This window comes from Streptosporangium sp. NPDC050284, from assembly GCF_044459525.1.
Lineage (GTDB): Bacteria > Actinomycetota > Actinomycetes > Streptosporangiales > Streptosporangiaceae > Streptosporangium.
Genome location: NZ_JBITIZ010000002.1, coordinates 357,980 through 381,552 on the forward strand (window position 1 = coordinate 357,980; position 23,573 = coordinate 381,552).

Below are 23,573 nucleotides of genomic sequence, written 5' to 3' on the forward strand. Positions count from 1 at the left end.
TCGGTTTTACGAGGTATGGGTTGTCGGGTGCACCGAGCCGCGAGGCGTCGTTCCCACAGGGGCGCGGGTTCACGGGTTCACAGGGCACGGGCGAGGGCGTGGCCCTCGTACATGGCTTCGAGCAGGGATCGGGGCGCCACCGCGTCGCCGATGACGTGCACGGTCAGCCCGCTTCCCGCGAGGTCGGTGGCAAGGGCGTCGAGGGCGTCGGGAGAGTCGAGTTCGATCACGTCGGTGACCCCGTCGATCACGGTCTCGGCCGAGACGAGGGAGGAACGCACCACGGCCCGTCCCTCACCGAACTCGGCGACGGCGCCGGTCCAGATGTCGACGCCGCGGTTTCTGAGCCGTTCGAGCGCGGTCATCCGGCTGTACTCGGTCACCCCCCACAGCGGGGACGTCGCCGGGGTGACCACGTGCACCGTCCCGCCGGCCCCGGCGATGGTCTCCGCGACGGACGCGCAGGTCCAGGCGCCCTCCCGGTCGACCACGACAACGGTCCGCCCTTCCCAGGAACGACGTTCGAAGGCGGCGAGGGGGCGGCGGCGGGCCGATCCGGTGGCGATCACCACGACGTCGGGAGCCGCCGCGACCACCTCCTCGGCGGTCACCACCCCCGCCCCGGTCCTGACGGTCACCCCGAGCCTTTCCAGTTCGTGTTCCTCGTAGGTCCGCAGCAGGTCGAGTTCGTGCCGCCCGATCCCCCGCCGTCCGACCCGCACCTGGCCGCCGAGCTCGTCGCCCTGCTCCCACAGACGCACCCGGTGGCCGCGTTCGGCGGCGACCCTCGCGGTCTCCATTCCCGCCGGGCCGCCGCCGATGACGAGCACCGTCCTGGCCGGGGTCGCGGGTGCGGGGAGAACCGGCCACTCGGCCTCGCGTCCCACGGCGGGGTTCATCATGCAGGTGATGGCGCGGTGCCCGGCGATCTCGCCGATGCAGAAGTTGCACGACACGCAGGGCCGTACCTCGCCCTCGCGGCCCTCGGCCGTCTTGGCGAGCAGATGGGGGTCGGCGATGTGAGCGCGGGTCATCGCGACGGCCGCGATCTCGCCTCCTGCGAGGGCCCGTTCGGCGTCGTCGACGCTGACGAACCGGCAGGCCGCGAAGACCGGCACGTCACCCGCGACCTCGGCGATCGCGAGCGCCTCCGGCAGGTAGGGCGCCCGGCCCTCGCTCATGTCGGCGACGTGGTGGCCGATGGACGGCACCGTGTAGGAGGCGACCGACACGTTGAGGAAAGCGATCGGCCGGGTCCGGGCCAGGAGTTCCGCGATGCGCCGCCCCGCGGCGAGGTCCTGCCCGCCGGGCAGCAGCTCGTCGGCGCTCATCCGCACCCCCACCAGCGCCGACGACCCGACCGCGTCCAGCACGTCGTCGAGCACCTCCAGCGGGAACCGCAGCCGGTTCTCCTCGGTGCCGCCGTAGGCGTCGGTCCGCACGTTCACGGCCGGTGAGATGAACTGGTGCAACAGGTGCCCGTGCCCGAAGTGCACCTCGACCCCCTGGAATCCCGCCTCCACCGCGAGCAGCGCCGCCTCGACGTAGGCCCGCCGCACCTCTTTCATGTCGGCGGCGGTCATCACGTGCGGGACCTGGCCGGTGGTGTGCCAGGGCACGGCGCTCGGCCCCCACGACGCGGTCCGCCGGAACACGTTGTCGCTGTGGCGCCCGGTGTGGGTGATCTGGGTGAAGACCGCGGCGCCCTCGTCGCGTACGGCGGTGACGATGTCGGCCAGGCCCGGGAGGGAGGCCCGGGAGGCGCTCAGCCCGCCCACGCGGCCCAGGCTCGTGTCGTGCACGCGCAGCGGCTCGGTGATGATCAGCCCGGCCCCGCCTCTCGCCCGTTCCCTGTGGTAGGCGACGTGGCGGGCGGTCGGCAGGAAGTCCACGCCGAAGTTGGTGGTGTGGGCCGACACGAAGACCCGGTTGCGCAGGGTCAGGCCGCCCAGGCGCAGGGGTGAGAAGACGTGCGGGTAACGCTCAGTCATCCCGCTGCTCCTGCACGGTGACCGTGACGGCGGCGTTGCCCTTCACGACGTTGGAGATCGCGCAACGGCGTTCGGCGACGGGGATCGCGGTCTCCAGCGCGTCTCGCGGCACGCCCCGGGTGGTCACGTCGAGACGGATGGCGTCGATGGTCCAACCCGCCGCGTCGATGCGCAGCACGCACGTGCCGGTGACCTCGACGGCCTGCTCGGGGGTGCCGGGGGCGACGGTGTCGAGGACGCCTCGCAGGGCCATCGCGAAGCAGGCGGCGTGCGCGGCGGCGAGCAGTTCCTCGGGCGAGGTCGCGGGCGCGGCGCTGTTCTTCCTGCTCTCCAGGGAGATCGGCAGCGGATCGGTGGCGCCGGAGGCGAGGGCGAGGCGACCCGCTCCCCCGCGCAGCGCGCCGTCCCAGGCGGCGGTGGCGACGCGGCGTACCGTCGCGGTCGTCGTCGGCGCGGTCGCCGTCGCCGTCGCCGCGGCCGTGCGCCAGCGCGGGTCGAGCTCCTCCGCGGTACGCGCCCGGAGCACACCGCTGATCTCCAGGTCGTTCCAGACCCGCTGTTCGACGATCCGGCCCGCGCTCAACCGGAACCGGTCCACGTAGCGCACGCCGTCGTATTTGACGCCCTGGTTGTTCTCGCCGTACAGGGTGCCCATCGACCAGACGACGACGTCCCCCGAGGATTCGGTGAACGCCTCGTACTCGGTGCGGTGCTTGTCGACGTGCCGGTAGCGGGTGGCGGAGGCGTCGGCCAGGTCGCGCAGGGTGGTGTAAAGGCGGTCGCCCGGGAAGATCATCACGGCGTCGGGGGCGAGGTGGGTCCCTGCCGACTCCAGATCTCCCCGGCCGACCGCGGCCAGGAAATCCTCGACGATCGCGATGGCCGCGTCGGTGGTGCTCATGGGGTGTCCTTCATCCGGTCGGCGGCGCAGCGGATCGAGCGCGTGATGGCGGCGTAGCCGGTGCAGCGGCACAGGTTGCCGTTGATGGCCTCGACGATCGCGTCGTCGTCGGGGTCGGGGTCGTCTTCGAGCAGCTCACAGGCGGTGAGCAGCATGCCGGGCAGGCAGTAGCCGCACTGGAAGCCGAACTCGTCCCAGAACGCCCGCTGCACCGGGTGCAACCCGTCGTCGCCCGCGAGGCCCTCGATCGTGGTGAGGTCGGCGCCCTCCGCGCCGACCGCGAGCACCGAGCACGACTTGACGGTGGCGCCGTCGATGCGCACGGTGCAGGCGCCGCAGTCCCCGGTGAGGCAGCCGACGTGGGTGCCGGTCAGTCCGAGGTCCTCGCGGATGGCGTGGACGAGCAGCTTCGACGTCTCGACGTCGATCTCCCGCGCCCGGCCGTTCACGGTCAGGTTGACCTTGGTCATCGCGGTTCTCCTTCCTGGACGGAGTGCGGTTCCTCGATGGCCCGTAGTTCCCCGATGGCGCGCAGTGCGGCCACCGGCGCGACCCGGCGGCGGTAGTCGCCGTCCGCGAGCACGTCGCTCCACGGTTCGGTGAGCACCCGCCCGACCTCCGCGCGCACGTGCCCGGGATCGTCTGATTCGAGGTGCACCGGCAGCGGCGTGGCCGCGACCCCGCCGAGGGCGAGCCGCAGCCCTCCTCCGGGCAGACGCACGCAGGCCGCCGTCGCGATGGGCCAGCTGCTCTCGGCGAGCTTGAGCTTGTGGTAGCCGAAGGGCCCGGCCGGGCCGGGCAGCACGAGCGCCGCCAGCACCTCGTCGGGCCGCCGCGCGGTGGTGAAGGCGCCGGTGAAGAAGTCGGCCGCCGCGACCTCGCGGACCCCGGCGGCCGAGACCAGCCGCAGCTCCGCCCCAAGGGCGACCAGCACGGCCGGGACCTCGGAGGACGGGTTGGCGTAGCAGGCCGACCCGCCGACGGTGCCCCGGTTGCGGATCTGCGGGCCGCCGGTGATTCCGCCCGCGATCCGCCGCAGCGGTGGCACCTGCTCGCCGCCGTCGCGCAGAAGATGGGTGTACGTGGTCGTCGCGCCCACGACCACGGCGTCGCCGGCCCGGGTGATCCCGGACAGTCCGGCCCGTGACAGGTCGACGACGACGTCCGCCGAGGTCCGGCCGTGGGTGAGGTCGGGGACGACCATCGTGCCGCCGCCCACGATCACGGCGTCGTGTCCGGCGAGCGCGGCCACCACCCCTTCGAGGTCGGTGGGCGCGTGGTAGGCGAAGTTCTGGGTGATCATTTCGAGCGGGCCCGTTCGATGAGGTCGAGCACGACCGGCGCCGGCAGCGGCACCTGTGTCACGGTGACGCCGAAGGGCGCGAGGGCGTCCTCGATCGCGTTGGCCACCGCCGCCTGCGCGCCGCCGACCCCGGCCTCGCCCGCGCCCTTGTTGCCGTACATGGTGAAAGGGCTCGGGGTGACCTGGTGTTCGAGGCGGACCTTCGGCAGGTCACCGGCGCGAGGCAGCAGATAGGACTTGAAGCGGTCGCTGAGCAGGCGGCCCTCGTCGTCGTAGACGAGTTCCTCGGTGAGCGCCGCGCCGAGGCCCATCACGATCGCGCCGTGGGCCTGGCCCTCGACGAGGGCGGGGTTGATGACGACCCCGCAGTCGTGGGCCATCACGAAGTCGACCAGTTCGGTGAGGCCGGTGTCGGCGTCGACCTCGACGACGGCGGCGTGCAGGCAGTTGGAGTAGGTGGGGTAGGGCTGGATACGTCCGCGTTCGTCCGGGACGTGGTTGATGTTGCCCGGCTTGAAGGCGCGGGTGGCCTCCAGGACCGGCTCGACCTCGGAGGCCACGGCGAACGCGCGGGTGAGCACGGCCGCGGCGACGTCGGGCACCGGCACCGACCGGTCAGGGTCGCCGGAGACCCGCACCACGCCGCCGGTCACCTCGACCTCGTCGTGGGAGACGCCCAGCATGCGGGCACCGACCGTGGCGATCTTGGCCCGTACGTCGCGGGCGGCCAGCGCGGCGGACCCGCCGCCGACGACCATGCCGCGCCCGCTGAAGTTGCCGAACCCGCTCGGGCACCGGTCGGTGTCACCCTGGACGACCTGGATCCAGCTCAGCGGCACCCCGAGCTCGTCGCAGACGATCTGCGCGATCGCGGTGTCGTTGCCGCCGCCGGGGCTGGTCACCCCGGTCAGCACGGTGACGCCGCCGCTCATGTTCATCCGGACCGTCGTCACGTCGAACCCGGAGACGAAGGTGCCGGGACCGTCGGCCGACTCCGGCGTGAGCTCGAAGGCGAGCCCGATCCCGAGGTGCCGCCCCCGGGAACGCAGCTCACGCTGGCGGTCGCGCAGGGCGTCGTAGTCCAGCGCTTTGAGCGCCTTGTCGAGCAGGCCGGGGAAGTCACCGCTGTCGATGTTCAGACCGGTCGCGGTACGGAAGGGGAACTGGTCAGGCGGCACGAAGTTGACCCGCCGCACCCGCGCCGGATCGGCTCCGAGCCCGCGGGCCACCAGGTCGACGACCCGTTCCATCACGAAGTGGGCGCCGTCCTTGCCGAAACCCCTCGCGGCGTTCAGCGGCGGCTTGTTGGTCGCCACCACGTGCAGTTCGGCCTCGACGTTCGGTACGAGGTAGCCGGAGGCGAGCGTGGTCGCCGACATGTTGGGCATCGCCCAGCCCGGCTGGGCCGTCACCGCGCCCGCGTTGGCGACGATCCGGTCCCTCACCGCGACGATGCGCCCGTCGCGCATCGCGCCGACGGTGACACGGTGCACCTGTTCGCGGGCCCCCGACAGGAAACACTCGCGGCGGTCCTCGATCCACTTCACCGGCGCGCCGGTGAGCCTGCTGAGCAGGCAGATCAGGGTCTCCTCCGGGTGGCCCTGCATCTTCAGCCCGAAACTGCCGCCGACCCTCGCGGTGACGACCCTGATCCTGGTCTCGTCGAGGCCGAGGCTGCGGGCCAGCATCCAGCGAAGCTGGTGGGGGTTCTGGACGGAACCGTGTACGGTCAGCGACTCGTCGAAGCGGTCCCAGGAGGCCAGGTAGCCGCGCGGCTCGATGGGCGCGGTGGTGGTACGGCCGATGCGGATCGTCTCGGTGACGACGAGGTCGGCCGCTTCGAGGGCGGCGTCGACGTCACCGGTGCCGTAGTGGTTGTGCAGGATGACGTTGTCGGGCCAGTCGTCGTACAACCGGGGCGCGTCGGGCCGCAGCGCGGCGTCGGCGTCGAGCACGTGGGGCAGGCGGTCGTAGCCTACCCTGACCAGCCCGGCCGCCGCCTCGGCCTCGCGGCGGGTGCGGGCGACCACGGCGACGACGGCCTGACCGGCGTGGACCACCTTGTCCACGGCCAGGCAGCGCACCTCGGCGCGGCGTCCGCCCCGGGCGGCCGGGTCGATGAAGTGCGGGATCGGCCCGCTGTGCCGAGCCGCCCCCTCCCCGGTCAGCACCAGCTCGACACCCGGGGCACGCTCGGCTTCCGAGGTGTCGATCCCGGTGATGCGCGCGTGCGCGACGTCGCTGCGGACGATCGCGGCGTGCAGCATGCCGGGCAGGACGTAGTCGTCCACGAACCGGCCCCGCCCGGTCAGCAGGACCTCGCCGTCCGCCTTACGGACCGAGGTGCCGATCGCCGTCACGGCAGCCGGACCCTGACCCGCTGGCCGGTGCGGTAGAAGGGACTGCGCTTCTCGACGTCGAACTCGTCGAGCTCACCGTTCTCGTCGAGGCGGCTCTGCAGCCCCCGAGTCAGCCGTTCGTGGCTGGTGATCAGGAAGAGCTGACCGTCGACCGAGGGGAACGGCGGCTCGTGCCAGGTGCCCCGGTAGAGGTTGATCGACACGTCACCGGGGATCACGAACGCCTTGACCTGGTCGAGCGGGGGGAAACCGTTCTCCATCGGCACGTCCGGCGGCGCGACGACGGCGACGTAGGGCTTGCCGCCGAGCGGGATCATCGTCTGGGTCATCTCGACGTGACGCTCCAGGAAGCGCAGGTTGTCGCCCCGCATGCCGACACGGAACACCAGGAACTCCGGCGGGGTGTCTGAGTCGAGCCGGACCGGCCCGTGCACGGCGTTCTTGCCGGAGTAGAAGTCGATCGGCAACCGGGGGGTGGCCTCCAGCGACATCACCTCGCCGTAGGGGGCGAAGTCCTCGGCCGTGAGCGGCTGCGGGGTGATGACGTGCTGCGGACTGTCCGGGCTCAGCATGACTGTCCTCCTGTCGTGATCGTGAGCAGGGTGCGTACGGGCGTGTCCTTCGCTGTCAGGAGCAGCTCGGCGGCGCGGTCGGCGGCCTTCTCCCCGGCGACGGGGACAGCGGAGCCTCGATACTTGCCGACCAGCTCCTCGCTGGTCAGCGGGTTGCGGCTGTCGCCCACGGGCAGGTCGACCTGGCGCGTGTGCACGCCCTTTCCTGTCGTGACGGTGACGCGGGTCGCGGTGTACTCCGGGTAGCGCGCGTCGAGGTCGGGGGCGACCCGGATACGGACCGAGGCGGCCACCCGGTGGACGAGCGGATCCGAGGTGCGCTCAGGGGCGTACTGGGCGGCGGTGACGTCGCGGTCGGCGAGGGCGACGGCCGCCACGTACGGCAGGCTCAACGTGCACGGCACCACCGAGCCACCCGCGGGACGGTCGACCAGGACCTTGGCGACGTCGTAGGTCTCGACGTCGACGGCGGTCACCTCGGCCACGTCGAGGTCGTGTTCGGCCGCGAGCTCGGCACACGCCTGGGCGGCGCCGTGAGTGTGGCGGCACCCGGCGAAACGCTTCTGGTGGACCTCCAGGATCGTCCACTCCTCGCCCAGACCGTCGGTGAGGCGGGAATCTCCGGGGTCACCGCGGAACAGGGAGACCAGCCCTCTCGGGTGCTCGACGACCTCGTCCCAGCCGGTGAGACCGGCCTGGGCGTGCAGGGCGCCCTCCACCCCCGCGCGGGCGATCTGCCCGGCGAACGCGGGCTTCACGGTGAATCCGGCGAAGATCTCCTCGATCATGACGGCGGGCACGAAGAATCCGGCGGCGCCGACGGCCGACACGATCCCGTCCTCGTCGAGGCCGAGCAGCTTCGCGCACCCGGCGGCGGCACCGTATCCGGCGGCCACCGGGAACCACCCGGCGACGGTCGCGCCGGGATGCATGACCCGGCCGATCCTGTTCGCCACCTCGTACGCCGCCACCACCGCCGTCAGCAGTGCGCGCAGGTCGGCGTCGCGGGACTCGGCCACGGCGAGCAGCGCGGGAAGGGCGTGGGAGGGGTGGAATCCACCGAACCGGTACCCGTCCTGGTGTTCCAGTACGTCGGCCGCGCATCCGTTCGCGTAGGCGGCGTCCGCCAGGGTGGTGGAGAAGCCGGCTCCGAGCACGGTCGCCTGGGGGTTCCCACCCCTGGCCCGGATCAGCTCGGTGATGGTGGCCGCCTCAGGGACCCGGCCGCCCGCCAGTGCCGCCCCGAAGAAGTCGAGCAGCAGGTGGCGTGCCTTGGCGACCACCGGTTCCGGCAGGTCGTCGAAGGTCAGCTCCGCGGCGAAGCGGGCCAGCGCGCGGGTCGCCCCACGCGTCGTCCCGTCGATCGGCCTGCCCATCAGACCTCGCCGAGCTGGGAGCGGAGACGCTGGACGATCTCCCCGAACTTGGGCGACTTGACGATGTCGAGCGACCTCGGCCGGGGGAAGTCGATCTCGACGATGTCCTGGATGCGTCCGGGGCGCTGCGAGAGCAGCACCACCCGGTCGGCCAGGAAGACCGCCTCGGAGATCGAGTGGGTGACCAGCACGGTCGTCTTCCCCGTGTCCATCCACAGTTGCTGGAGCATGGAGTTCATCCGGTCACGCGTCATCGCGTCGAGGGCGCCGAAGGGTTCGTCCATGAGCAGGATCGACGGCCGGTGGATCAACGCCCGCGCGATGGCGACCCGCTGCTGCATACCGCCCGACAGAGCGCGCGGGAAGTGTTCGAGGAAGTCCTCCAGGCCCATCATCCCGGCGAGTTCCTCGGCCCTGCGGCGGCGCTCCTTGCGGTTGACGCCCTTGCCCTCCAGCGGCAGGGCGATGTTCTTCCAGATCTTCCGCCACGGCATCAGCGTCGCCTGCTGGAAGACGAAGCCGAGCGAGCCGAGCGCCTCCCGCGAAGGACGGTCGTCACCCTCCGAGTACAGGAGCTTGTCGCCGATGACGATGGTGCCCTCGGTCGGCGGGATGAGCCCGCCGAGCATCCGCAGGAGCGTCGTCTTGCCGCACCCCGAGGGGCCGAGCAGCACGACGAACTCGCGCGGCTTGATCTCCAGGTCGGTCGGGATGAGGGCCCGGACCGGCCCGGCGTCGGTGGTGTACTGCTTACCGACGCCCTTGATCGAGATCGCCGCGCCTCCGTCAAGCATCCGGTCAGCGGACATACGCACGCTCCGACAGTTCGTCCCAGGTGTTGCCGGGCTCGGGAACGCGGTACTCGGTGGTCGGCGCCGCGTCGGAACGGATGAACGACATCGTCCCGCCGCGTGAGTAGAGCGGGCCGTGGAAGACCCCCGGGGAGCGGAAGAAGTAGCCGCCCTCGCGGATCACACCGAGCGGCCCCATCAGCACGTCGCCGTAGATCTTGAACGACTCCTCGTAGACCGGGTGGGCCTCGGCCATGGGCGACTTCCAGCCCGGCATCATCGCGGCGAGGTAGACGAAGACCTCGCCGTCGGAGCGCAGCGTCTTCGACATCGCCCCGACTTCGAGCTCCACCTCACCGCTCCACCCGGCCGGGATCCACGGTTCCCGCTCGGGGGTGATCCGCAGGAGCGGTTCACCCGAGCCGGTGCCGGCGGCGAAGCCAGGCTCACCCCAGAAGCCGGCGTAGACGGTGAGACCGCGCACCGACGCCACCAGGTCGATCGCGCTGCCCGCCCGGGCGTAGACGTAGTCGCCGGTGCGGAGCGGCTCTCCGTCGAGCAACCCCTCCCCCGCGACCACGAACAGGTCCACCCCGGCGGACAGCACACCCTGGTGACGGCCGGTCAGCCGGTGGATCGCGGTCTCCGCGCCCGTGCCGGCGTCGCGGCTCAGCAACCGCTTGCGCCCGCCCTGCGCCGCGCCGAACGCCCCGTCCTGGACGGGCTGCCACGGCACGTCCTGGGTCTGGACGAAGTCGACATCAGGCCTGTTCCACATCACATGCTCCCTGGATCGGTGGTGGCGCCGGCCGCCCGGCGTCCGAGCATCCGGCCGAACCCGAGTGCGGGAGTGACGCTCATCCCGCTCACGAACGACTTGCCGGACAAGGTGCTGCCGCCGATGACCTCGCCCGCGGCCCACAGGTTCGCGAACGGGCCGTCGGGCCCGATGACACGCAGCCGGCTGTCGACGGCGAGCCCAGCCGGGCTCTTCAGCGTGGTGCCGTGGTTCAGGACGGCGTAGTACGGCGGTTCTGCGATCGGCGCGGGCAGATGGGCCCGGCCGAAGGGGTCGTCGCCCGAGGCGACGGCCGTGTTGTAGGCGGCCACGGTGTCGGCCAGGACGCCGGGGTCCATCCCGGTGGCCCGCGCCAGTGTCGTGAGGTCGAGCGCGGTGACGAACGACGGGTGACCGTCGAAGGACCGGTCGAGCTCCGCCTCGTCCCAGGTGGGGAACAACGCCGGGGCCGATCGGCGGATCGCGGCGTCGTACACCACCCAGAACTTCAGCTCGGGCTGGGCGAGCAGGGCGTTCTCCCGGTCGTCGACGCTCGGGGCGTCCTCGGCGACGAACCGCTCGCCGCGGGTGTTCACGTGGATCTCCCACGGGGCCCGCGCCTGCGGGGTGAGAGCCGGATAGTCGTCCAGCCCCACCGTCTCCCAGGTGCTGCCGGACCGCAGCACCCCACCGTACGTGGGAAGGAAGCGGTCCTGACCGCGCACCCGGCCACCGGCGTCGACGGCGGCGAGGAGGCCGGAACCCTCGGCGCCCGGCGAGGCGGGGCCGGCGAGCGGCGCCCCCGACGTGAGCCGGGGGAACAGCTCGGGGTTGCCCGCGTAGCCGCCGCTGGTGAGGATCACGTTCGCCGCGTCGATCTCCCGGAACGTTCCATCGGGGTTCCGGACCGTCACCCCGGCCACCCTGCCGCGCTCCGCCGTCCGGAACGCGACCAGTTCGGTACCGAGTTCCAGCGTCACCGATCCCGCCGCGCACGCCTTCTCGAACGCCGGGAGCAGCACCTCCAGCACCGACCGCCCCGCGTCGCGCCCCCAGTAGGTGCGCGGCAGCAGGTAGGGCTCGTGGAAGTGCAGCACCGCCGGGGCGTCGGGATCCATGTCGAAGCCCGAGGCCATCAGCCATTCGATCGTCGCGGGCGCGTGGTTCACCGCGAGCCGGACCAGCTCCGGATCGGCGGTGTTCCTGCTGATCCGCATCACGTCGTCGAAGTGCAGGTCGGGGCTGTCACGGATGCCCTTGGCACGCTGGAGGGCCGTGCCGCCCGCCGAGAGCTGTGCCCAGGACCGCCACAGGGTGCCGCCCGGCCGGTCGCCCTTCTCGACGACCGTGACCCGCAGCCCGTGGGCCGCGGCCTCGATCGCGGCCGGCAGTCCGGCGGTGCCGGCGCCGACCACCACGAGGTCGGTGGTCGTGGTGCACTGCATCAGGAGCGGCCTTTCACACGGAGTCGATGAACGAGGTGTCGATGAAGTCGGTGACCGGCCGCGCGGTGTCCTTGATCATCCCGGACTTGCGCATCAGTTCGATCCCCTTCTCCCAGACGGCGGTGTCCATCGACAGGAAGTCACCACCGTTCGGGGGGGTGCTGACCCTGACCTCCCCGGCGACCTTCGCGGTGGCGAGCGCCTTGTCGGAGACCTCGATCTCGTTGAGCACGCCCACGGCCTCCAGCACCTTGTCGGTGTTGGCGGGCTCCGCCATGAACTTCCAGGCCTTGCGGCAGGCCCGCAGGAAGCTGGTGATCGCCTCGCCCTCGGCCTTCGCGGTCTCCCTGGTGACGAAGTAGGAGTCACCGGGGAGCGGCGCGAACAGGTCGGTGTTCAGGTAGTTCAGCTCGATGTTGCGCTGCTTCAAGGCCGTCTCGGAACCGATGAAGGTGATGAAGCCATCCACTTCTCCCCGGTTGAGGAACTCCAGCGAGCCGACGTCGGCGCCGGTGACGACCTTCTTCACCTTCGTGGGGTCGAGCCCCGCGGCGACCGACATCGCGTCGAGCAGCAACTCGGTGGTGCCGCCCTTGGAGATGACGCCGATGGTCTTGCCCTGCCACTGCTCGGGGCTGGTCAGCGGCTTGTCCGGCAGGGACGCGACGCTGTACTGGCTGATCTGGTCCTTCTGGCCGATCGTGACGATCGGGGTGTCCTGGTCGGCGATGAGCGGGCAGGTGATGACGGAGGCGGCCTTGCCGAACATGGCCTGCTTGCCCGCCACCTGGGAGACGGAGCTCGCCGTGCCGGTACCGCCGATCGACGTGATCAGCAGGCCCTCCTCGGCGAAGAACCCCTGTGCCTGGGCGACGTACACGTCGGCGTGGGAGATGATGTGCTGGAACGGGGTCATGTAGACGAGGTTGCGCAGCTGCTCGCCCGAAGGACCGGTGGTGGCAGCGGCGTCCCCGCCGGACTCACCCGACGAGCACCCGATGAGAAACTGGCTTCCGGCGGCGGTGGCGACGAGCAGCCCGGCCCCACGGAGGAAGTTGCGGCGGTCCATGTAAGTGTTCCTGTTCTAGAGAGACGTGGGACGGCCGGACGACTCGTGCCAGGGGATCGCGAACCTCCGGATGGCCGCGGTGACGGCATAGAGGAGGAAACCGAGCACCGTCATCACGATCACGACCGCGAAGAGCATGTCGGTGCGGAGACCGGCCAGCATCATCGTCGCGAGGGCGCCGAGGCCCTCGTCGCCACCGAGGTATTCGCCGACGACGGCGCCGGTGATGGCGAAGACGATGCCCAGCTCCACGCCGGTGAGCACGTAGGGCAGCGAGGACGGGATGTCCAGGGAGATCACACGCTTCCACCAGGGTGCCTGGATGACGCGCATGAGATCGCGGTGACCGGGTTCGATCGACCGGATCCCGAGGATCGTGTTCTGCATCATCACGAAGAACGCGATGATCGCCGCCATAAAGATCTTGGATGTGGTCCCGAAGCCGAACCACAGAAGGAACAGCGGGACGATGGCCACCTTCGGTACGACCTGGGTGGCGATGAGGAACGGCGACAGGACCCGTTCCAGTTTGCGGGCCTTGCCGAGGATGATGCCCAGGGCCACCCCGACGACGGCGGCGAGGGCGAACCCGACCAGCGTCTCGTAGAGGGTGATCTTGATTGCCTCGTAGATGAGCGAGCCCTGCATCAGCTCGACCAGGGCCGCGCCGACCGTCTCGGGCGGAGGAAGCATCAGCTCCCCGACGCCGAACAGCACGGTGTAGGCCTTCCACACCCCGATGAAGACCAGAAGCAGCAGAGGGGTGGTGATCCACAGCATCAACGAAGTGTCGGTCCACTTACGTCGAGGCACGCGGGGCCGCATCTCCTCTGAAGTGCGGACTGAGGTCGACATGTGCTGTCCTCCAGGCTCCCGGTGTATCGCTGGGCGGAACGCCGTACCGGATACCGTGATGCTAGGTGCGGCACCAAAAGCAGGTCAAGGGATCCATCGCGGTTTTTCGAGTTTGTAACACGCATGGGCGATTTGACGCTTTTATCACCATATCTGAGGGTGACCGGTGCACAATCAATCGCTACACAGAGTGATAACAGCAGGTAAAAGAGACGCCCGTCGCGTCGGCGACGGGCGCTTGTCCAGGGTTTCGGTCAGTGGGCACTCAGGGGCGGCCGACCATGAACGGCGAGCCGGCCCCGCAGTCGGCCGGCCCCGAGGATCGACCGCGTTCCGCTCAGGAAACCGGGTGGCGAAGCCGGGAAGGCAGCGGAGCCAGGGAGACGGCGGAACCAGGGAGACGGCGGAACCGGGGAGACGGCGGAACCGGGAAGACGCCGGAGTCAGGAGGAACGGTAACCGAGCTGGCGGGAGACCTCGGTGGCGGCCTCGTGGACGAGGCGGCCGTACTCCTCGATGTTGCCGACGCTGAGCCGGCTCACCGGTCCGCAGACCGAGATGGAGCCGTAAACCCGGCCGGTCGCCTCGTGGACGGCCGCCGCGACCGACGCCGCCCCCTGCTGGCGCTCACCGAGGCTCACGGCGTAACCGCGCTGCCGGATGGTCTCCAGCTCGTCGGCGAGCCTGGCCGGGTCCTGGATCGTGATCCCGGTCAGCGCCTCAAGCTGCTGCGAGGACAGGTAACCACGGATCTCCTCAGCCTCCATCGCGGCCAGGATCGCCTTCGACGACCCGCCGGCGTGGAGCGGGTAGAGCCGCCCGAGCTGCACCGACATGCGGATCTCCTGCGGTGAGAGCACCTGGGTGAGATACATGCGCTGAGTGCCGTACCGCACCGAGAGGGTCGCGGTCTCCTTGGTGTGGGCGACCAGCCGTTCGAGGTAGGGCTGGGCGATCCTCGGCACCTCCATCTGCGCCATCGCCGCCAGGCCCACGCTCACCGCGCCGGGCCCCAGGCGGTAACGCCGGGTGCGCTCGTCGAAGGAGAAGAAGTCGGCCGCCACGAGGGTGCGGACCACCCGGTGGACCACCGCCTTGCTCAGCCCGAGCGACCTGGCCAGCTCGGAGACGCCGATGTCGGGCTCCTTCGCCGCCGCGACGGCGAAGATCACCTGCAGTGCCCTCTCGACACCGCTGCTGGTCTGCCCGTCGTCGGCAGGGGTCCCGTTCGCCGTACTCTCCTCCGCCCGCACAAGCTCAGAGCATAGCCCGCCCCCGACTCGTCCGGCCTCACCCATCCCTGATACAAATGTCCGGATGGCGAAGACTTCCCTGGTGGTGGGGGGTGCGGGTGGCATCGGCCGTGCCTGCGCCGACCGCCTGCGCGCCCTCGGTCACGACCTGATCGTCATCGACAGAGCCCTCGGCCACGACGCGAGCGACCCCTCCTCGGTACGTGAGGCACTCGGTGACACCCCGATCCTGGACAACGTCGTCCACGCCGCCGGCTCCGTCGGCGAGGGCGGCATCGAGGACCTCGACCTGGCCCAGTGGCGCCGGGTGCTCGACGACAACCTGACCTCCGCCCTCGTCGTCACCCAGGCGGCGCTCCCCCTGATGGGCGAGGGCGGCTCGGTCGTCCTGTTCAGCTCGGTCAACGGCCGCCACGGCGGCAACCGCCTGTCAGGACCCGCCTACGCCACCGCGAAGGCCGGGCTGATCGGCCTCACCCGCCACCTGGCCAAGGACCAGGCGGCGAGGGGGATCCGGGTGAACGCGGTGGCCCCCGGCCCGGTGGCGACCCCGATGCTGACCCGCCTGTCCGAGGAGGAGATGGACGCCCTGCGACGCCAGATCCCCCTCGGCCGGGTGACCCGCCCCGAGGAGATCGCCGGCACGGTCGAGTGGTTGTGCTCCTCCTCCGCCGCCTCGGTCACCGGGGCGGTGATCGACGTCAACGGCGGTATGTGGATGGGCTAGCCCCGTACGGGGACGGGGCTCACCAGTCGTAGAAGCCCTTGCCCGTCTTGCGCCCGAGGTGTCCTGCGGCGACCAGCTCGCGCAGGATGCGGGGAGGTTCGAAGCGCGCTCCCAGTTCGCGGGCGAGATGTTCGGCGATGGCGAGCCGGACGTCGAGTCCGACGACGTCGGTCGTTCTCAAGGGGCCCAGGGGGTGCTTGTAGCCGAGCGTCATCGCCGTGTCGATGTCTTCCGCCGACGCGACCCCCTCCTCCAGCATCCGCATCGCCTCCAGGGCGATGGCCACCCCCAGCCGGCTGCTCGCGAACCCCGGCGAGTCCCTCACCGTGATCGCGGTCTTGCCGAGGGCGGTCACCCAGGTCTGCGCGTCCGCGACGAGATCCCGTGAGGTCTTGGTGCCGACGACGACCTCCACCAGTTCGCTGGCCGGTACGGGGTTGAAGAAGTGCAGGCCGACGAAGCGTTCCGGCCGGGCCAGGTTCCGGGCCAGGTCGTCGATCGACAGGCTGGAGGTGTTGGTGGCGAGCACGGCGTCCGTCGCGACCTCCTCCACGTCGCGCAGCACTCGCCGCTTGAGGTCGGGATCCTCGGGGACCGCCTCGATCACCAGGGCGCACGCCCCCAGCAGGGTGTGGTCGGTGGTGACGACCAGCCGTGAGAGGAGCTCGGTCGCGGGCGCGGGGAGTTTCCCCCTCCGCTCGGCGTTCGCCACGCTGCCCTCCACGCGCTCGCGGGCGGCCCGTACGGTGTCGTCCGAGGTTTCGACGATCCGCACGTCGGCCCCGGCCAGCAGGAACGCGTGCGCGATGCCCGCGCCCATACGCCCGCCGCCGTACACCCCCACCGTCGACGGAGCGCTGTTGGACCGCATCATGATCACTTCCCTGCTTCGGTGACGTTTTCCAGTACGACGGCGAGGGCCTGTCCCACGCCGATACAGATGGCCGCGACGCCCCAGCGCTCCCCTTCCGAGGCGAGGCGCCGGGCGAGCGTGCCGAGGACGCGCGCGCCCGAGGCGCCGAGCGGGTGCCCGATCGCGATCGCGCCGCCCTTGGTGTTGACGATGTCGGGGTCGATCTTCCAGGCGTCGACGCAGGCGAGTGACTGCGCGGCGAAGGCCTCGTTGAGCTCGACCGCGCCGACGTCGGACCAGCCGATCCCCGCCCTCGCCAGGGCGACCCTGGCCGCCTCGACCGGTGCGAATCCGAAGTCCTGAGGATCCAGCGCGTGGACTCCCCGGCCCGCGAAGCGGGCCACCGGGTCGGAACCGATGAGCGATCCGGCTTCCTCCGACCCGATGACCAGGGCAGCCGCCCCGTCGCTGAGCGGGGACGCGTTGCCCGCCGTGATGGACCCGTCCGGCCGGAACGAGGGCTTCAGCCCGGCCAGCGTCTCGGGGGACGAGTCGGGTCTGATGCCTTCGTCCCTGTGCAGTCCGGTGTGCTCCACCGGAACGACCAGACCGTCGTAGAACCCGTCTTCCCAGGCGGCGTGGGCGAGCCGGTGCGAGCGCGCCGCGAACTCGTCCTGCCGCTCGCGGGTGATGCCGTACCTGTCGGCCAGCTGCTCGTTGCACTCGCCCAGGGAGACCGTCCACTCCTTCGGCATACGCGCGTTGACCAGCCGCCAGCCCAGCGTCGTGGAGACCGCGCTGAGGTCACCCGCGGGATAGCCGCGCCTGGGCTTGGGGAGCACCCATGGCGCCCGCGTCATCGACTCGGCACCGCCGGCCACGACGACCTCGGCGTCACGCGCCTCGATCATCCGGGACGCCGTCATCGCCGCGTCCAGCGACGAGCCGCAGAGCCGGTTCACCGTCGAGCCCGGCACCGAGGTGGGCAGCCCGGCGAGCAACACCGCCATGCGCGCGACGTTGCGGTTGTCCTCGCCGGCGCCGTTGGCGTTGCCGTAGATCACATCGTCGATGAGTGCGGGGTCCAGCGCCGGCACCGTGTCGAGCACCCCCGTGAGCGCGGCCGCGGCCAGGTCGTCGGGACGTACCTCGGCGAGGGCGCCGCCGAAACGGCCGAACGGCGTACGGACGGCGGCGTAGAGAAACGAGGCGGTCACCCGTGGAGTCCTTCCTTCATGGTGCGAACGTGGTGCGGGCTCGGTTCCGGCCCGGTTTCCGGCCCGGTGCGGGCCTGCGGCGGGCCCGGTGCGAGCCCGGTGCGGGCCTGTGGCGGGCCCGATGCGGGCCTGGTCACCGGCCCGGTGCGCGGCGCCGGGCACGCGGATCGGCGCGGCCTGATCGTGGCGGCCTGATCGTGGGGAGGCTCAGCCCAGGCCCGTCGTCAACACGACCTTGCCCTTGACCCGGCCCTCCTTGACGTACTGCAGGGCGTCGCCGGCCTTCTGGAGCGGGAACGTCGTGTCGACCGCCGCGTCGACCTTCCCGTCGACGAACAACCGGAACACCTCGGCCATGGTCGAGCGCATCAGCTCCGGCATCCGGTCGCGGTAGTCGCTGCTCTGGAGTCCCACGATGCTGATGCTCTTCACCAGGATGTGTCCCGGCTTGATGGGGTTCTGGCCGCCCGAGGCGAATCCGACGATCACGATGCGCCCCTCCCAGGCGGTCGCCCGGATGATCTGGGTGAGGAAGTCACCGCCGAGCATCTCAAGGACCACGTCGACGCCCCTGCCGTCGGTGGCCGCGAGCAGGTCGTCGCGCAGCGTCTCCGGGGTGGAGGTGAGCACGACGTCCGCGCCCTGCCGGCGGGCCAGCTCCGCCTTCGCGTCGTCCTGAGCCAGCGCGATCACCCGCGCGCCGTACGCCTTGGCGAGCTGGACGCCGGCGGAACCGACGCCTCCGCCCGCACCGGTGACCAGAACGGTCTCCCCCGCCTTCATCCGGCCTCGGCGCAGCAGCCCGAAGTAGGCGGTGGAGTAGACGAGGCCGGAGGCGGCCGCCGACTCGTAGGACATCGCGTCGGGCAACTCCATGACCAGTTCCTCGGGGACGCGCAGTTGCTCGGCGTAGCCACCGAACTCGACCAGCGCCAGGACACGCTGGCCGACCCGGAGCCGTTCGACGCCCTCACCGACCGCCTTGACGCGCCCCGCCGCCTCCTTGCCGGGGCTGAAGGGTCGTTCCGGCAGGTTCTGGTATTTGCCCTCGACGACGAGAATGTCGGGGAAGTTGACGCTGACCGCACCGACCTCGATCACGACCTCGCCCGGACCGGGCACCGGGTCGGGCACGTCTTCGACGACGAGGCTGGTCGGGGGGCCGAACTCCTTGACGAGTGCAGCGCGCATGGATGTCTCCTTCGGTTGGTCGGGCGTCAGGACCAGGGCGACTCTTCGCCCAGATCGGCGAGTGCGGGGTAGGGCACGGTGCCGGGTCCTTGACGTAGCGTCGGCGAGATGGGGCTGGGGAGGGTCGCGAACGAGTCCCGCGTCCCGGGTGCGGACACCCGCTCGGGCGCGTCGATGTCGACGAGGTTCGCCAGGACCGCCTCGTCCCACGTCGCGACGACGACGGTGCACACGTCCTCACCGTCGAGTACGGACCGCCAGTGGTCGGCGGGCTCGGAGGCGAACCGTCCGGCCAGCGCGTCGATCACGGCCTGCTCCTGCCCGTGGTCGTCGTGGAACCTCGGGTCGAGTCCCACCAGTTCGACCAGCCGGTCCCAGAACTTCTGCTCCAACGCCGCGCAGGCGACGTGACGGCCGTCCGCGGTCTCGTACACCTGGTAGCGCGGGCTGCCGCCGGTGAGGAGTTCGGCGCCGGGGCGAGGCCAGCCTCCGCCCGCCTGGTGGGTGGCGAGGTAGCCGTACGCGAGGACCTGCAGGTTGTGGGTGATCGAGATCTGCAGGTGGACCGGGTCGCCGGTGACGTCCCGCTGTCGCAGGGCGAGCAGGATGTTGACGACAGCGGGGTAGGTGCCGCCGGCGATGTCGGCGAGCACGGTCACGGGCAGGCCGGGTGATCCGGCGCCGTCGACGCTCACCCCGAGCAGGGCGGACTCGGCGAGATAGTTCAGGTCGTGGCCCGCGCGGGTGGCTCGTGGACCCGTCGGGCCGTACCCGCTGATGGAGCAGTAGACGACGTCGGGGTTGACGGCGCGCACGTGCTCGTACCCCAGGCCGAGCCGGTCGGCGACGCCCGGCCGAAACTGCTCGACCACGACGTCGGCCTCGGCGGCGAGTTCGAGCACGCGGTCCCGCTGGGCGGGGTCCTTGAAGTCCGCGGCGTATGCCCGTTTCCCACGGTTGAGTACCGCGTAGTTCGCACTCGCCTCGCCGAAGCGCGGCTGGTAGGTGCGCATCTCGTCCCCGCGGCCCGGCCGTTCGAGCTTGACGACATCGGCGCCCGCGTCGGCCAGCATCAGGGTCGCGAGGGGTCCTGGCAGCAGGGTGGAGAGGTCCAGGACCTTCACTCCGTGCAGGGGGAGCCGAGGCCGCGAGGTCGGTACGGGGGATGTCATGACGCCTCGGCCTCACGGAGCGGCCCCAGACCGACGAGGGTACGGGCGGTGAGAGCGGTGGCGGCCTGGGTGTCCGTCGCCGCGCGCAGCGAGACCGCGTCGCGCAGGTGGCGTTCGACGGGGTACTCGGTCAGGTAGCCGTAGCCGCCGTGGGACTGCAGGGCCGCGGCGGCCACCTCGATCGCGGCGTCGCAGGCGTGGCGAACGGCGGCGAGTGTCCGCACCGAGCCCTCGACGTCCCCGCCGCCCTTGCCTCCTCGGTCGCCCCCGACGCCCTCGTCCGCGGCGAACGCCACCGCCAGCGCCACCGAGGTCCGCATCGCCTGGTCGAGCAGCGACTGCCGCACGGTCGGCAGATCGGTGAGGGGTCCGCCGAACTGGTGACGCTCCGCGGCGTAGGCGGCCGCGGCGTCGGCGGCGGCCCCGGCGATCCCCGCGGCGACCGCCGCGGCGCCCTGGCGCAGTCGTGTCCGTGCCGCGGCGACGTCGACGTTCCCCATCCGGTGAACCGCGCCCACGGGAACGTTGTCCTTGAGCCGCACCGATCGTGTCAGGGCGCCGCCCAGCCCGGTCCGCTCCAGCGGCCGGGCGGTCATCGCCTCCGGCCCGACCAGCACCGCGGTGTCGTCGTCGCCGAGCAGCAGCAGGTAGGGGGCCTCGGCGGCCGGATCGATCCGGTCCACGGAACCGCTGAGCGTCTCCGCGGACCAGTCCAGCCGTACCTGCGGCGACATCGCGTCCACGACGGCGATCGCCGCGGCGGCCGTGTGCACGGCGGCGACCACGTCGGAGAACCGGTCGTCGCCGCCGAGGACGTCGACCGCCGCGTGCGCCTGGGTGGCCGCCCAGCCGAGGGCCGGCCAGGCACGTCCCAGCCGCTCCATCGCCACGGCGGTGGTGAGACGGCCGGCTCCGCCGCCGCCGTGCCGCTCGTCGGTACCGATGGTCCAGACGCCCAGTTCGGCGAGCTCGGCCGCGAGCCCGCCGACGACGTCCGCGTCGTCGGACAACACCACGTCGTGATCGGCGACGAAGGCGTCCAGCATCGCCACCAGGTCGCGCTGCTCCTCGTCGAGGGCAGGGCCGAGCCGGCTCATCGTGTTCCTTTCCGCGTGGAGATCCCCGCCGTGAGGTGCGGAGACGACATCACGACCAGAAGCTTTCCGGGTTGGGCGCGCGACGCTCGCCGAACGAGTCGCTCAGCTCGTGGGCCTCACGGGTCTGCAGGTAGAAGGACAGCTGCTGGTCGTGGGCCATCCGCGCCTGGCCGGAAACGCCGTTGTGGCGAGCCGAGAACGCGGCCTTCATCCCGGCGATCGCCATCGGACCGCGGGAGGTGAGTGCGCGGGTCACCTCGGCGACCCGCTCACGCAGCCGGTCGGCGGGCACGACCTCGTTGACCAGCCCCATCGCCAGCGCTTCCTCGGCGGAGTACTTCTGGTTGAGGTACCACATCTCCTTGGCGCGCTTGCGGCCGATGGTGTCCTCCAGATACCAGGACCCGTAACCGGCGTCGAAGCTGCCCACCATGGGTCCGACCTGCCGGAAGACCGCGTTCTCCGAGGCGATCGTGAGGTCGCACACCGTGTGGAGCACGTTGCCGCCGCCGACGGCGAACCCGTTCACGGCGGCGACCACGGGCTTGGGGACGGTGTCGAGCGCCTGGTAGACGTCGACGATCGGCAGGACCTGCGACTGGTCCAGCGAGGTGACCGGGTCGTGCTCGCCTCCGATGCAGAAGAACTTCTCTCCCGCCCCGGTGAGGACCGCGGCGCGCAGGGCGGGGTCGAGGCGGAAGCGCTGGAGCGCGTCGAACAGCTCCAGGCAGGTCCGGTGGCGGAACTTGTTCCCCGCCTCAGGCCGGTTGATCGTGATCGTGACGACCGGGCCTTCGAGGTCGATGAGGATGTCCTCGTAGTGCGACGGTTTCATCGGGTCCTCTTCTCTCCGGCGCGGAAACCCTTGCCGTTCTTGGTGCCGAGACGGCCGGCGGCGACCATCTGCCGCAGCAGCGGAGGCGGCGCGTAGCGGTCGTCGGAGGTGGCGGCGTACGCGTTCTCCGTGGCGTGCAGGTGCACGTCGAGGCCGATCATGTCGAGCATCTCCAGCGGGCCCGACCTGTAGCCCAATCCCAGCTTGAGCGCCAGGTCGATGTCCTCGGCGGTGGCGAGCCCCTCGTCGTACTCCTGGATGACGTCGTTGAGGTACGGAAGGAGCAGCGCGTTGATCAGGAACCCGGGGCGGTCCTTCACGACGACGGGCTGCTTGCCCTCCAGGCTGTTCACGAGCGTGACGAGCCGGTCGATGAGGCCCTGGTCGGTCTGCAGGGCGCGAACCACCTCGACGGTGCGCATCACCGGTGCCGGGTTGAAGAAGTGCAGCCCGGCGACCCGCGCGGGGTTGGGCAGCAGGGCCGCGAGCTCGGTCACCGACAACGCCGAGGTGTTGGTCACGATCGGGGTCTCGTCGCCGACGGCGAGGGCGGCGGCGGCGAGGACCTCGCGCTTGACCTCAAGGTTCTCGGTCACCGACTCGATGACGAGGTCCACGCCGGTCAGGTCGCCCGGTGACGTGACGGTGGTGATGCGGGCGAGCGTGGCCCGTTTCTCCTCGTCGCTCACCTTGCCGCGGGCCACGCCACCGTCGAGGAAGGCGCCGATCGCGGCGACGCCCGCTTCGGCTCGTGTCCGGTCGGCCTCCACGGCGACGACGTCGCGGCCGGACATGGCGAACACCTGGGCGATGCCGCCGCCCATGGTTCCCAGGCCGACCACTCCGATTCTGTGGAACTGGTTCATCGTCTGCCTCCTTCAGGATCCGAAGAGCCGGGTGTCGTCGTACTCGTAGAAGCCGCGACCGGTCTTGCGGCCGAGGTCGCCGGCCGCGACCATCCGCTCGACCATCGGCGGCGGGAAGAAGCGCGGGTCGCGCAGTTGCTCGTACAGCCGCGTCGCGACCTGCTGGTGGATGTCGAGGCCGACGATGTCGAGCAGCCGGAAGGGGCCCATGGGGTGGCCGACGGCACCGAGCACCGCGGCGTCGATGTCCTCCTTGGTGGCCACGCCCGCCTCAAGCGCCCGGATGCACGAGTTCTCCCACGGGATGAGGAACCTGTTCACGATGAACCCGGGGCTGTCCTTGGTGACGACGCTCACCTTGCCGAGGGAGCCGAGGAACTCCTCGGTCGCCTTGTGCGCCCAGCCGGCGGTGTGCCGTCCGTCGGCCACCTCGACGAGTTTCATCAGCGGCGCGGGGTTGCAGTAGTGGGTGCCGACGACCCGTTCCGGCAGGCGCGACCCGGACGCGATGCCGGTGACCGAGAGCGTCGAGGTGTTGGTGTGGAACAGCGTCGAGTCCGACACGATCTCGTCGAGGCGGCCGAACATCTCCTTCTTCACCCGCAGGTCCTCGAAGACCGCCTCGACCACCACGTCGCAGGGCGCCAGGTCGGTGAGGTCGGTGCTGCCCACGAGGGCGTCCTTCGCCTTCTGCGCCGCTCCGGCGTCCATCTTGCCGAGCCGGACGCCCTTGTCGAAGAAGCCGTGCACGGTCTCGATGCCGCGTTTGAGGTTGTTCTCGTCGACGTCGAAGAGGATGGTCCGGTGCCCGGCTCGCGCCATCACGATGGCTATGCCGGAGCCCATGGTGCCGGCGCCGAGCACGGCGACGGTCTTGCTCTCGTTCCTCACGGGGTCTCCTCCTCGCTGTGGCTGTGGCTG

23 protein-coding genes are annotated in these 23,573 nt (G+C 71.0%); 2 read left to right on the forward strand and 21 right to left on the reverse strand.

Annotated elements, in window-relative coordinates; all coding sequences use genetic code 11:
- Positions 1-77 precede the first annotated feature (77 nt).
- The 13 genes from ACIBH4_RS05950 to ACIBH4_RS06010 all read right to left on the reverse strand — a co-directional run bounded on the left by ACIBH4_RS05950 (position 78) and on the right by ACIBH4_RS06010 (position 14,694).
- Positions 78-1,991 (reverse strand): FAD-dependent oxidoreductase, encoded by a 1,914-nt coding sequence (locus ACIBH4_RS05950; protein ID WP_362769461.1) that lies wholly within the window; start codon positions 1,989-1,991, stop codon positions 78-80.
- Complete coding sequence (locus tag ACIBH4_RS05955; RefSeq protein ID WP_362516650.1) at positions 1,984-2,892, reverse strand: OsmC family peroxiredoxin; 909 nt, start codon at positions 2,890-2,892, stop codon at positions 1,984-1,986. Before ACIBH4_RS05955 ends, ACIBH4_RS05950 begins: the two co-directional genes overlap by 8 nt.
- Positions 2,889-3,362 carry a (2Fe-2S)-binding protein gene (locus ACIBH4_RS05960; protein ID WP_362516652.1) on the reverse strand — a complete coding sequence of 158 codons (474 nt, stop codon included), beginning with the start codon at positions 3,360-3,362 and terminating at the stop codon, positions 2,889-2,891. The genes ACIBH4_RS05955 and ACIBH4_RS05960 overlap by 4 nt, the downstream gene beginning before the upstream one ends.
- Positions 3,359-4,195: an FAD binding domain-containing protein gene (locus tag ACIBH4_RS05965; RefSeq protein ID WP_362769464.1), complete on the reverse strand. Its 837-nt coding sequence runs from the start codon at positions 4,193-4,195 to the stop codon at positions 3,359-3,361. The genes ACIBH4_RS05960 and ACIBH4_RS05965 overlap by 4 nt, the downstream gene beginning before the upstream one ends.
- Positions 4,192-6,555 carry a xanthine dehydrogenase family protein molybdopterin-binding subunit gene (locus ACIBH4_RS05970; protein ID WP_362516657.1) on the reverse strand — a complete coding sequence of 788 codons (2,364 nt, stop codon included), beginning with the start codon at positions 6,553-6,555 and terminating at the stop codon, positions 4,192-4,194. Before ACIBH4_RS05970 ends, ACIBH4_RS05965 begins: the two co-directional genes overlap by 4 nt.
- Positions 6,552-7,127 carry an ureidoglycolate lyase gene (locus tag ACIBH4_RS05975; RefSeq protein WP_362516659.1) on the reverse strand — a complete coding sequence of 192 codons (576 nt, stop codon included), beginning with the start codon at positions 7,125-7,127 and terminating at the stop codon, positions 6,552-6,554. The genes ACIBH4_RS05970 and ACIBH4_RS05975 overlap by 4 nt, the downstream gene beginning before the upstream one ends.
- On the reverse strand, positions 7,121-8,503 hold the full coding sequence (locus ACIBH4_RS05980) for an MmgE/PrpD family protein (protein WP_362516661.1): 1,383 nt from the start codon (positions 8,501-8,503) through the stop codon (positions 7,121-7,123). The genes ACIBH4_RS05975 and ACIBH4_RS05980 overlap by 7 nt, the downstream gene beginning before the upstream one ends.
- Complete coding sequence (locus tag ACIBH4_RS05985; RefSeq protein ID WP_362516663.1) at positions 8,503-9,297, reverse strand: ABC transporter ATP-binding protein; 795 nt, start codon at positions 9,295-9,297, stop codon at positions 8,503-8,505. The genes ACIBH4_RS05980 and ACIBH4_RS05985 overlap by 1 nt, the downstream gene beginning before the upstream one ends.
- A gap of 4 nt (positions 9,298-9,301) precedes the next feature.
- Entirely contained in the window at positions 9,302-10,072 is a 771-nt protein-coding gene (locus ACIBH4_RS05990; RefSeq protein ID WP_362516665.1) for a hypothetical protein, read from the reverse strand.
- Complete coding sequence (locus ACIBH4_RS05995; protein WP_362516667.1) at positions 10,072-11,517, reverse strand: FAD-dependent oxidoreductase; 1,446 nt, start codon at positions 11,515-11,517, stop codon at positions 10,072-10,074. The genes ACIBH4_RS05990 and ACIBH4_RS05995 overlap by 1 nt, the downstream gene beginning before the upstream one ends.
- 13 nt (positions 11,518-11,530) lie before the next feature.
- Entirely contained in the window at positions 11,531-12,586 is a 1,056-nt protein-coding gene (locus ACIBH4_RS06000; protein WP_362516670.1) for an ABC transporter substrate-binding protein, read from the reverse strand.
- A 15-nt stretch (positions 12,587-12,601) separates the two neighbouring features.
- Positions 12,602-13,366, reverse strand: a complete 765-nt coding sequence (locus tag ACIBH4_RS06005; protein WP_362769467.1) for an ABC transporter permease — start codon at positions 13,364-13,366, stop codon at positions 12,602-12,604.
- A 518-nt stretch (positions 13,367-13,884) separates the two neighbouring features.
- A complete protein-coding gene (locus ACIBH4_RS06010; protein ID WP_362516675.1) occupies positions 13,885-14,694 on the reverse strand; it encodes an IclR family transcriptional regulator in 810 nt (269 codons plus the stop codon).
- Positions 14,695-14,758: 64 nt separating this feature from the next.
- Here ACIBH4_RS06010 and ACIBH4_RS06015 point away from each other — a divergent pair, with 64 nt between their 5' ends.
- On the forward strand, positions 14,759-15,421 hold the full coding sequence (locus ACIBH4_RS06015; RefSeq protein WP_362516677.1) for an SDR family NAD(P)-dependent oxidoreductase: 663 nt from the start codon (positions 14,759-14,761) through the stop codon (positions 15,419-15,421).
- A 19-nt stretch (positions 15,422-15,440) separates the two neighbouring features.
- On the opposite strand, the gene ACIBH4_RS06020 is transcribed toward ACIBH4_RS06015, so the two are convergent.
- Positions 15,441-16,295: a 3-hydroxyacyl-CoA dehydrogenase family protein gene (locus ACIBH4_RS06020; protein ID WP_362769470.1), complete on the reverse strand. Its 855-nt coding sequence runs from the start codon at positions 16,293-16,295 to the stop codon at positions 15,441-15,443.
- Positions 16,296-16,297: 2 nt separating this feature from the next.
- Positions 16,298-17,491 (reverse strand): thiolase family protein, encoded by a 1,194-nt coding sequence (locus ACIBH4_RS06025; RefSeq protein WP_362516682.1) that lies wholly within the window; start codon positions 17,489-17,491, stop codon positions 16,298-16,300.
- A gap of 18 nt (positions 17,492-17,509) precedes the next feature.
- Between ACIBH4_RS06025 and ACIBH4_RS06030 the strand changes: the two genes are divergently transcribed.
- Positions 17,510-17,686 carry a hypothetical protein gene (locus ACIBH4_RS06030; protein ID WP_362516684.1) on the forward strand — a complete coding sequence of 59 codons (177 nt, stop codon included), beginning with the start codon at positions 17,510-17,512 and terminating at the stop codon, positions 17,684-17,686.
- Between the two features lie 12 nt (positions 17,687-17,698).
- On the opposite strand, the gene ACIBH4_RS06035 is transcribed toward ACIBH4_RS06030, so the two are convergent.
- The 6 genes from ACIBH4_RS06035 to ACIBH4_RS06060 are packed head-to-tail and all read right to left on the reverse strand — an operon-like array spanning position 17,699 to position 23,543.
- A complete protein-coding gene (locus ACIBH4_RS06035) occupies positions 17,699-18,682 on the reverse strand; it encodes an NADPH:quinone oxidoreductase family protein (protein ID WP_362516686.1) in 984 nt (327 codons plus the stop codon).
- A gap of 26 nt (positions 18,683-18,708) precedes the next feature.
- A complete protein-coding gene (locus ACIBH4_RS06040) occupies positions 18,709-19,854 on the reverse strand; it encodes a CaiB/BaiF CoA-transferase family protein (RefSeq protein WP_362769473.1) in 1,146 nt (381 codons plus the stop codon).
- A complete protein-coding gene (locus tag ACIBH4_RS06045) occupies positions 19,851-20,951 on the reverse strand; it encodes an acyl-CoA dehydrogenase family protein (protein ID WP_362516690.1) in 1,101 nt (366 codons plus the stop codon). Before ACIBH4_RS06045 ends, ACIBH4_RS06040 begins: the two co-directional genes overlap by 4 nt.
- 49 nt (positions 20,952-21,000) lie before the next feature.
- Positions 21,001-21,786, reverse strand: coding sequence for an enoyl-CoA hydratase-related protein (locus tag ACIBH4_RS06050; protein ID WP_362769476.1), 786 nt, complete (start codon positions 21,784-21,786; stop codon positions 21,001-21,003).
- Positions 21,783-22,652: a 3-hydroxyacyl-CoA dehydrogenase family protein gene (locus tag ACIBH4_RS06055; protein ID WP_362769478.1), complete on the reverse strand. Its 870-nt coding sequence runs from the start codon at positions 22,650-22,652 to the stop codon at positions 21,783-21,785. The genes ACIBH4_RS06050 and ACIBH4_RS06055 overlap by 4 nt, the downstream gene beginning before the upstream one ends.
- A 12-nt stretch (positions 22,653-22,664) precedes the next feature.
- A complete protein-coding gene (locus ACIBH4_RS06060; protein WP_362516697.1) occupies positions 22,665-23,543 on the reverse strand; it encodes a 3-hydroxyacyl-CoA dehydrogenase family protein in 879 nt (292 codons plus the stop codon).
- Between the last annotated feature and the right edge of the window lie 30 nt (positions 23,544-23,573).

Excerpts from the sequence above, each read along its gene's own strand:
- ACIBH4_RS05950 (WP_362769461.1), bottom strand. The coding sequence starts at position 1,991 with ATGACTGAGCGTTACCCGCACGTCTTCTCACCCCTGCGCCTGGGCGGC.
- ACIBH4_RS05985 (WP_362516663.1), bottom strand. The coding sequence starts at position 9,297 with ATGCTTGACGGAGGCGCGGCGATCTCGATCAAGGGCGTCGGTAAGCAG.
- ACIBH4_RS06005 (WP_362769467.1), bottom strand. The coding sequence starts at position 13,366 with ATGCTGTGGATCACCACCCCTCTGCTGCTTCTGGTCTTCATCGGGGTG.
- ACIBH4_RS06055 (WP_362769478.1), bottom strand. The coding sequence starts at position 22,652 with ATGAACCAGTTCCACAGAATCGGAGTGGTCGGCCTGGGAACCATGGGC.
- ACIBH4_RS05955 (WP_362516650.1), bottom strand. The coding sequence starts at position 2,892 with ATGAGCACCACCGACGCGGCCATCGCGATCGTCGAGGATTTCCTGGCC.
- ACIBH4_RS06040 (WP_362769473.1), bottom strand. The coding sequence starts at position 19,854 with ATGACATCCCCCGTACCGACCTCGCGGCCTCGGCTCCCCCTGCACGGA.
- ACIBH4_RS05995 (WP_362516667.1), bottom strand. The coding sequence starts at position 11,517 with ATGCAGTGCACCACGACCACCGACCTCGTGGTGGTCGGCGCCGGCACC.
- ACIBH4_RS06015 (WP_362516677.1), top strand. The coding sequence starts at position 14,759 with ATGGCGAAGACTTCCCTGGTGGTGGGGGGTGCGGGTGGCATCGGCCGT.
- ACIBH4_RS05990 (WP_362516665.1), bottom strand. The coding sequence starts at position 10,072 with ATGTGGAACAGGCCTGATGTCGACTTCGTCCAGACCCAGGACGTGCCG.
- ACIBH4_RS06000 (WP_362516670.1), bottom strand. The coding sequence starts at position 12,586 with ATGGACCGCCGCAACTTCCTCCGTGGGGCCGGGCTGCTCGTCGCCACC.
- ACIBH4_RS05980 (WP_362516661.1), bottom strand. The coding sequence starts at position 8,503 with ATGGGCAGGCCGATCGACGGGACGACGCGTGGGGCGACCCGCGCGCTG.
- ACIBH4_RS06035 (WP_362516686.1), bottom strand. The coding sequence starts at position 18,682 with ATGCGCGCTGCACTCGTCAAGGAGTTCGGCCCCCCGACCAGCCTCGTC.
- ACIBH4_RS06030 (WP_362516684.1), top strand. The coding sequence starts at position 17,510 with ATGGTGCGAACGTGGTGCGGGCTCGGTTCCGGCCCGGTTTCCGGCCCG.
- ACIBH4_RS05960 (WP_362516652.1), bottom strand. The coding sequence starts at position 3,362 with ATGACCAAGGTCAACCTGACCGTGAACGGCCGGGCGCGGGAGATCGAC.
- ACIBH4_RS05965 (WP_362769464.1), bottom strand. The coding sequence starts at position 4,195 with ATGATCACCCAGAACTTCGCCTACCACGCGCCCACCGACCTCGAAGGG.
- ACIBH4_RS06045 (WP_362516690.1), bottom strand. The coding sequence starts at position 20,951 with ATGAGCCGGCTCGGCCCTGCCCTCGACGAGGAGCAGCGCGACCTGGTG.
- ACIBH4_RS06050 (WP_362769476.1), bottom strand. The coding sequence starts at position 21,786 with ATGAAACCGTCGCACTACGAGGACATCCTCATCGACCTCGAAGGCCCG.
- ACIBH4_RS06020 (WP_362769470.1), bottom strand. The coding sequence starts at position 16,295 with ATGATGCGGTCCAACAGCGCTCCGTCGACGGTGGGGGTGTACGGCGGC.
- ACIBH4_RS05975 (WP_362516659.1), bottom strand. The coding sequence starts at position 7,127 with ATGCTGAGCCCGGACAGTCCGCAGCACGTCATCACCCCGCAGCCGCTC.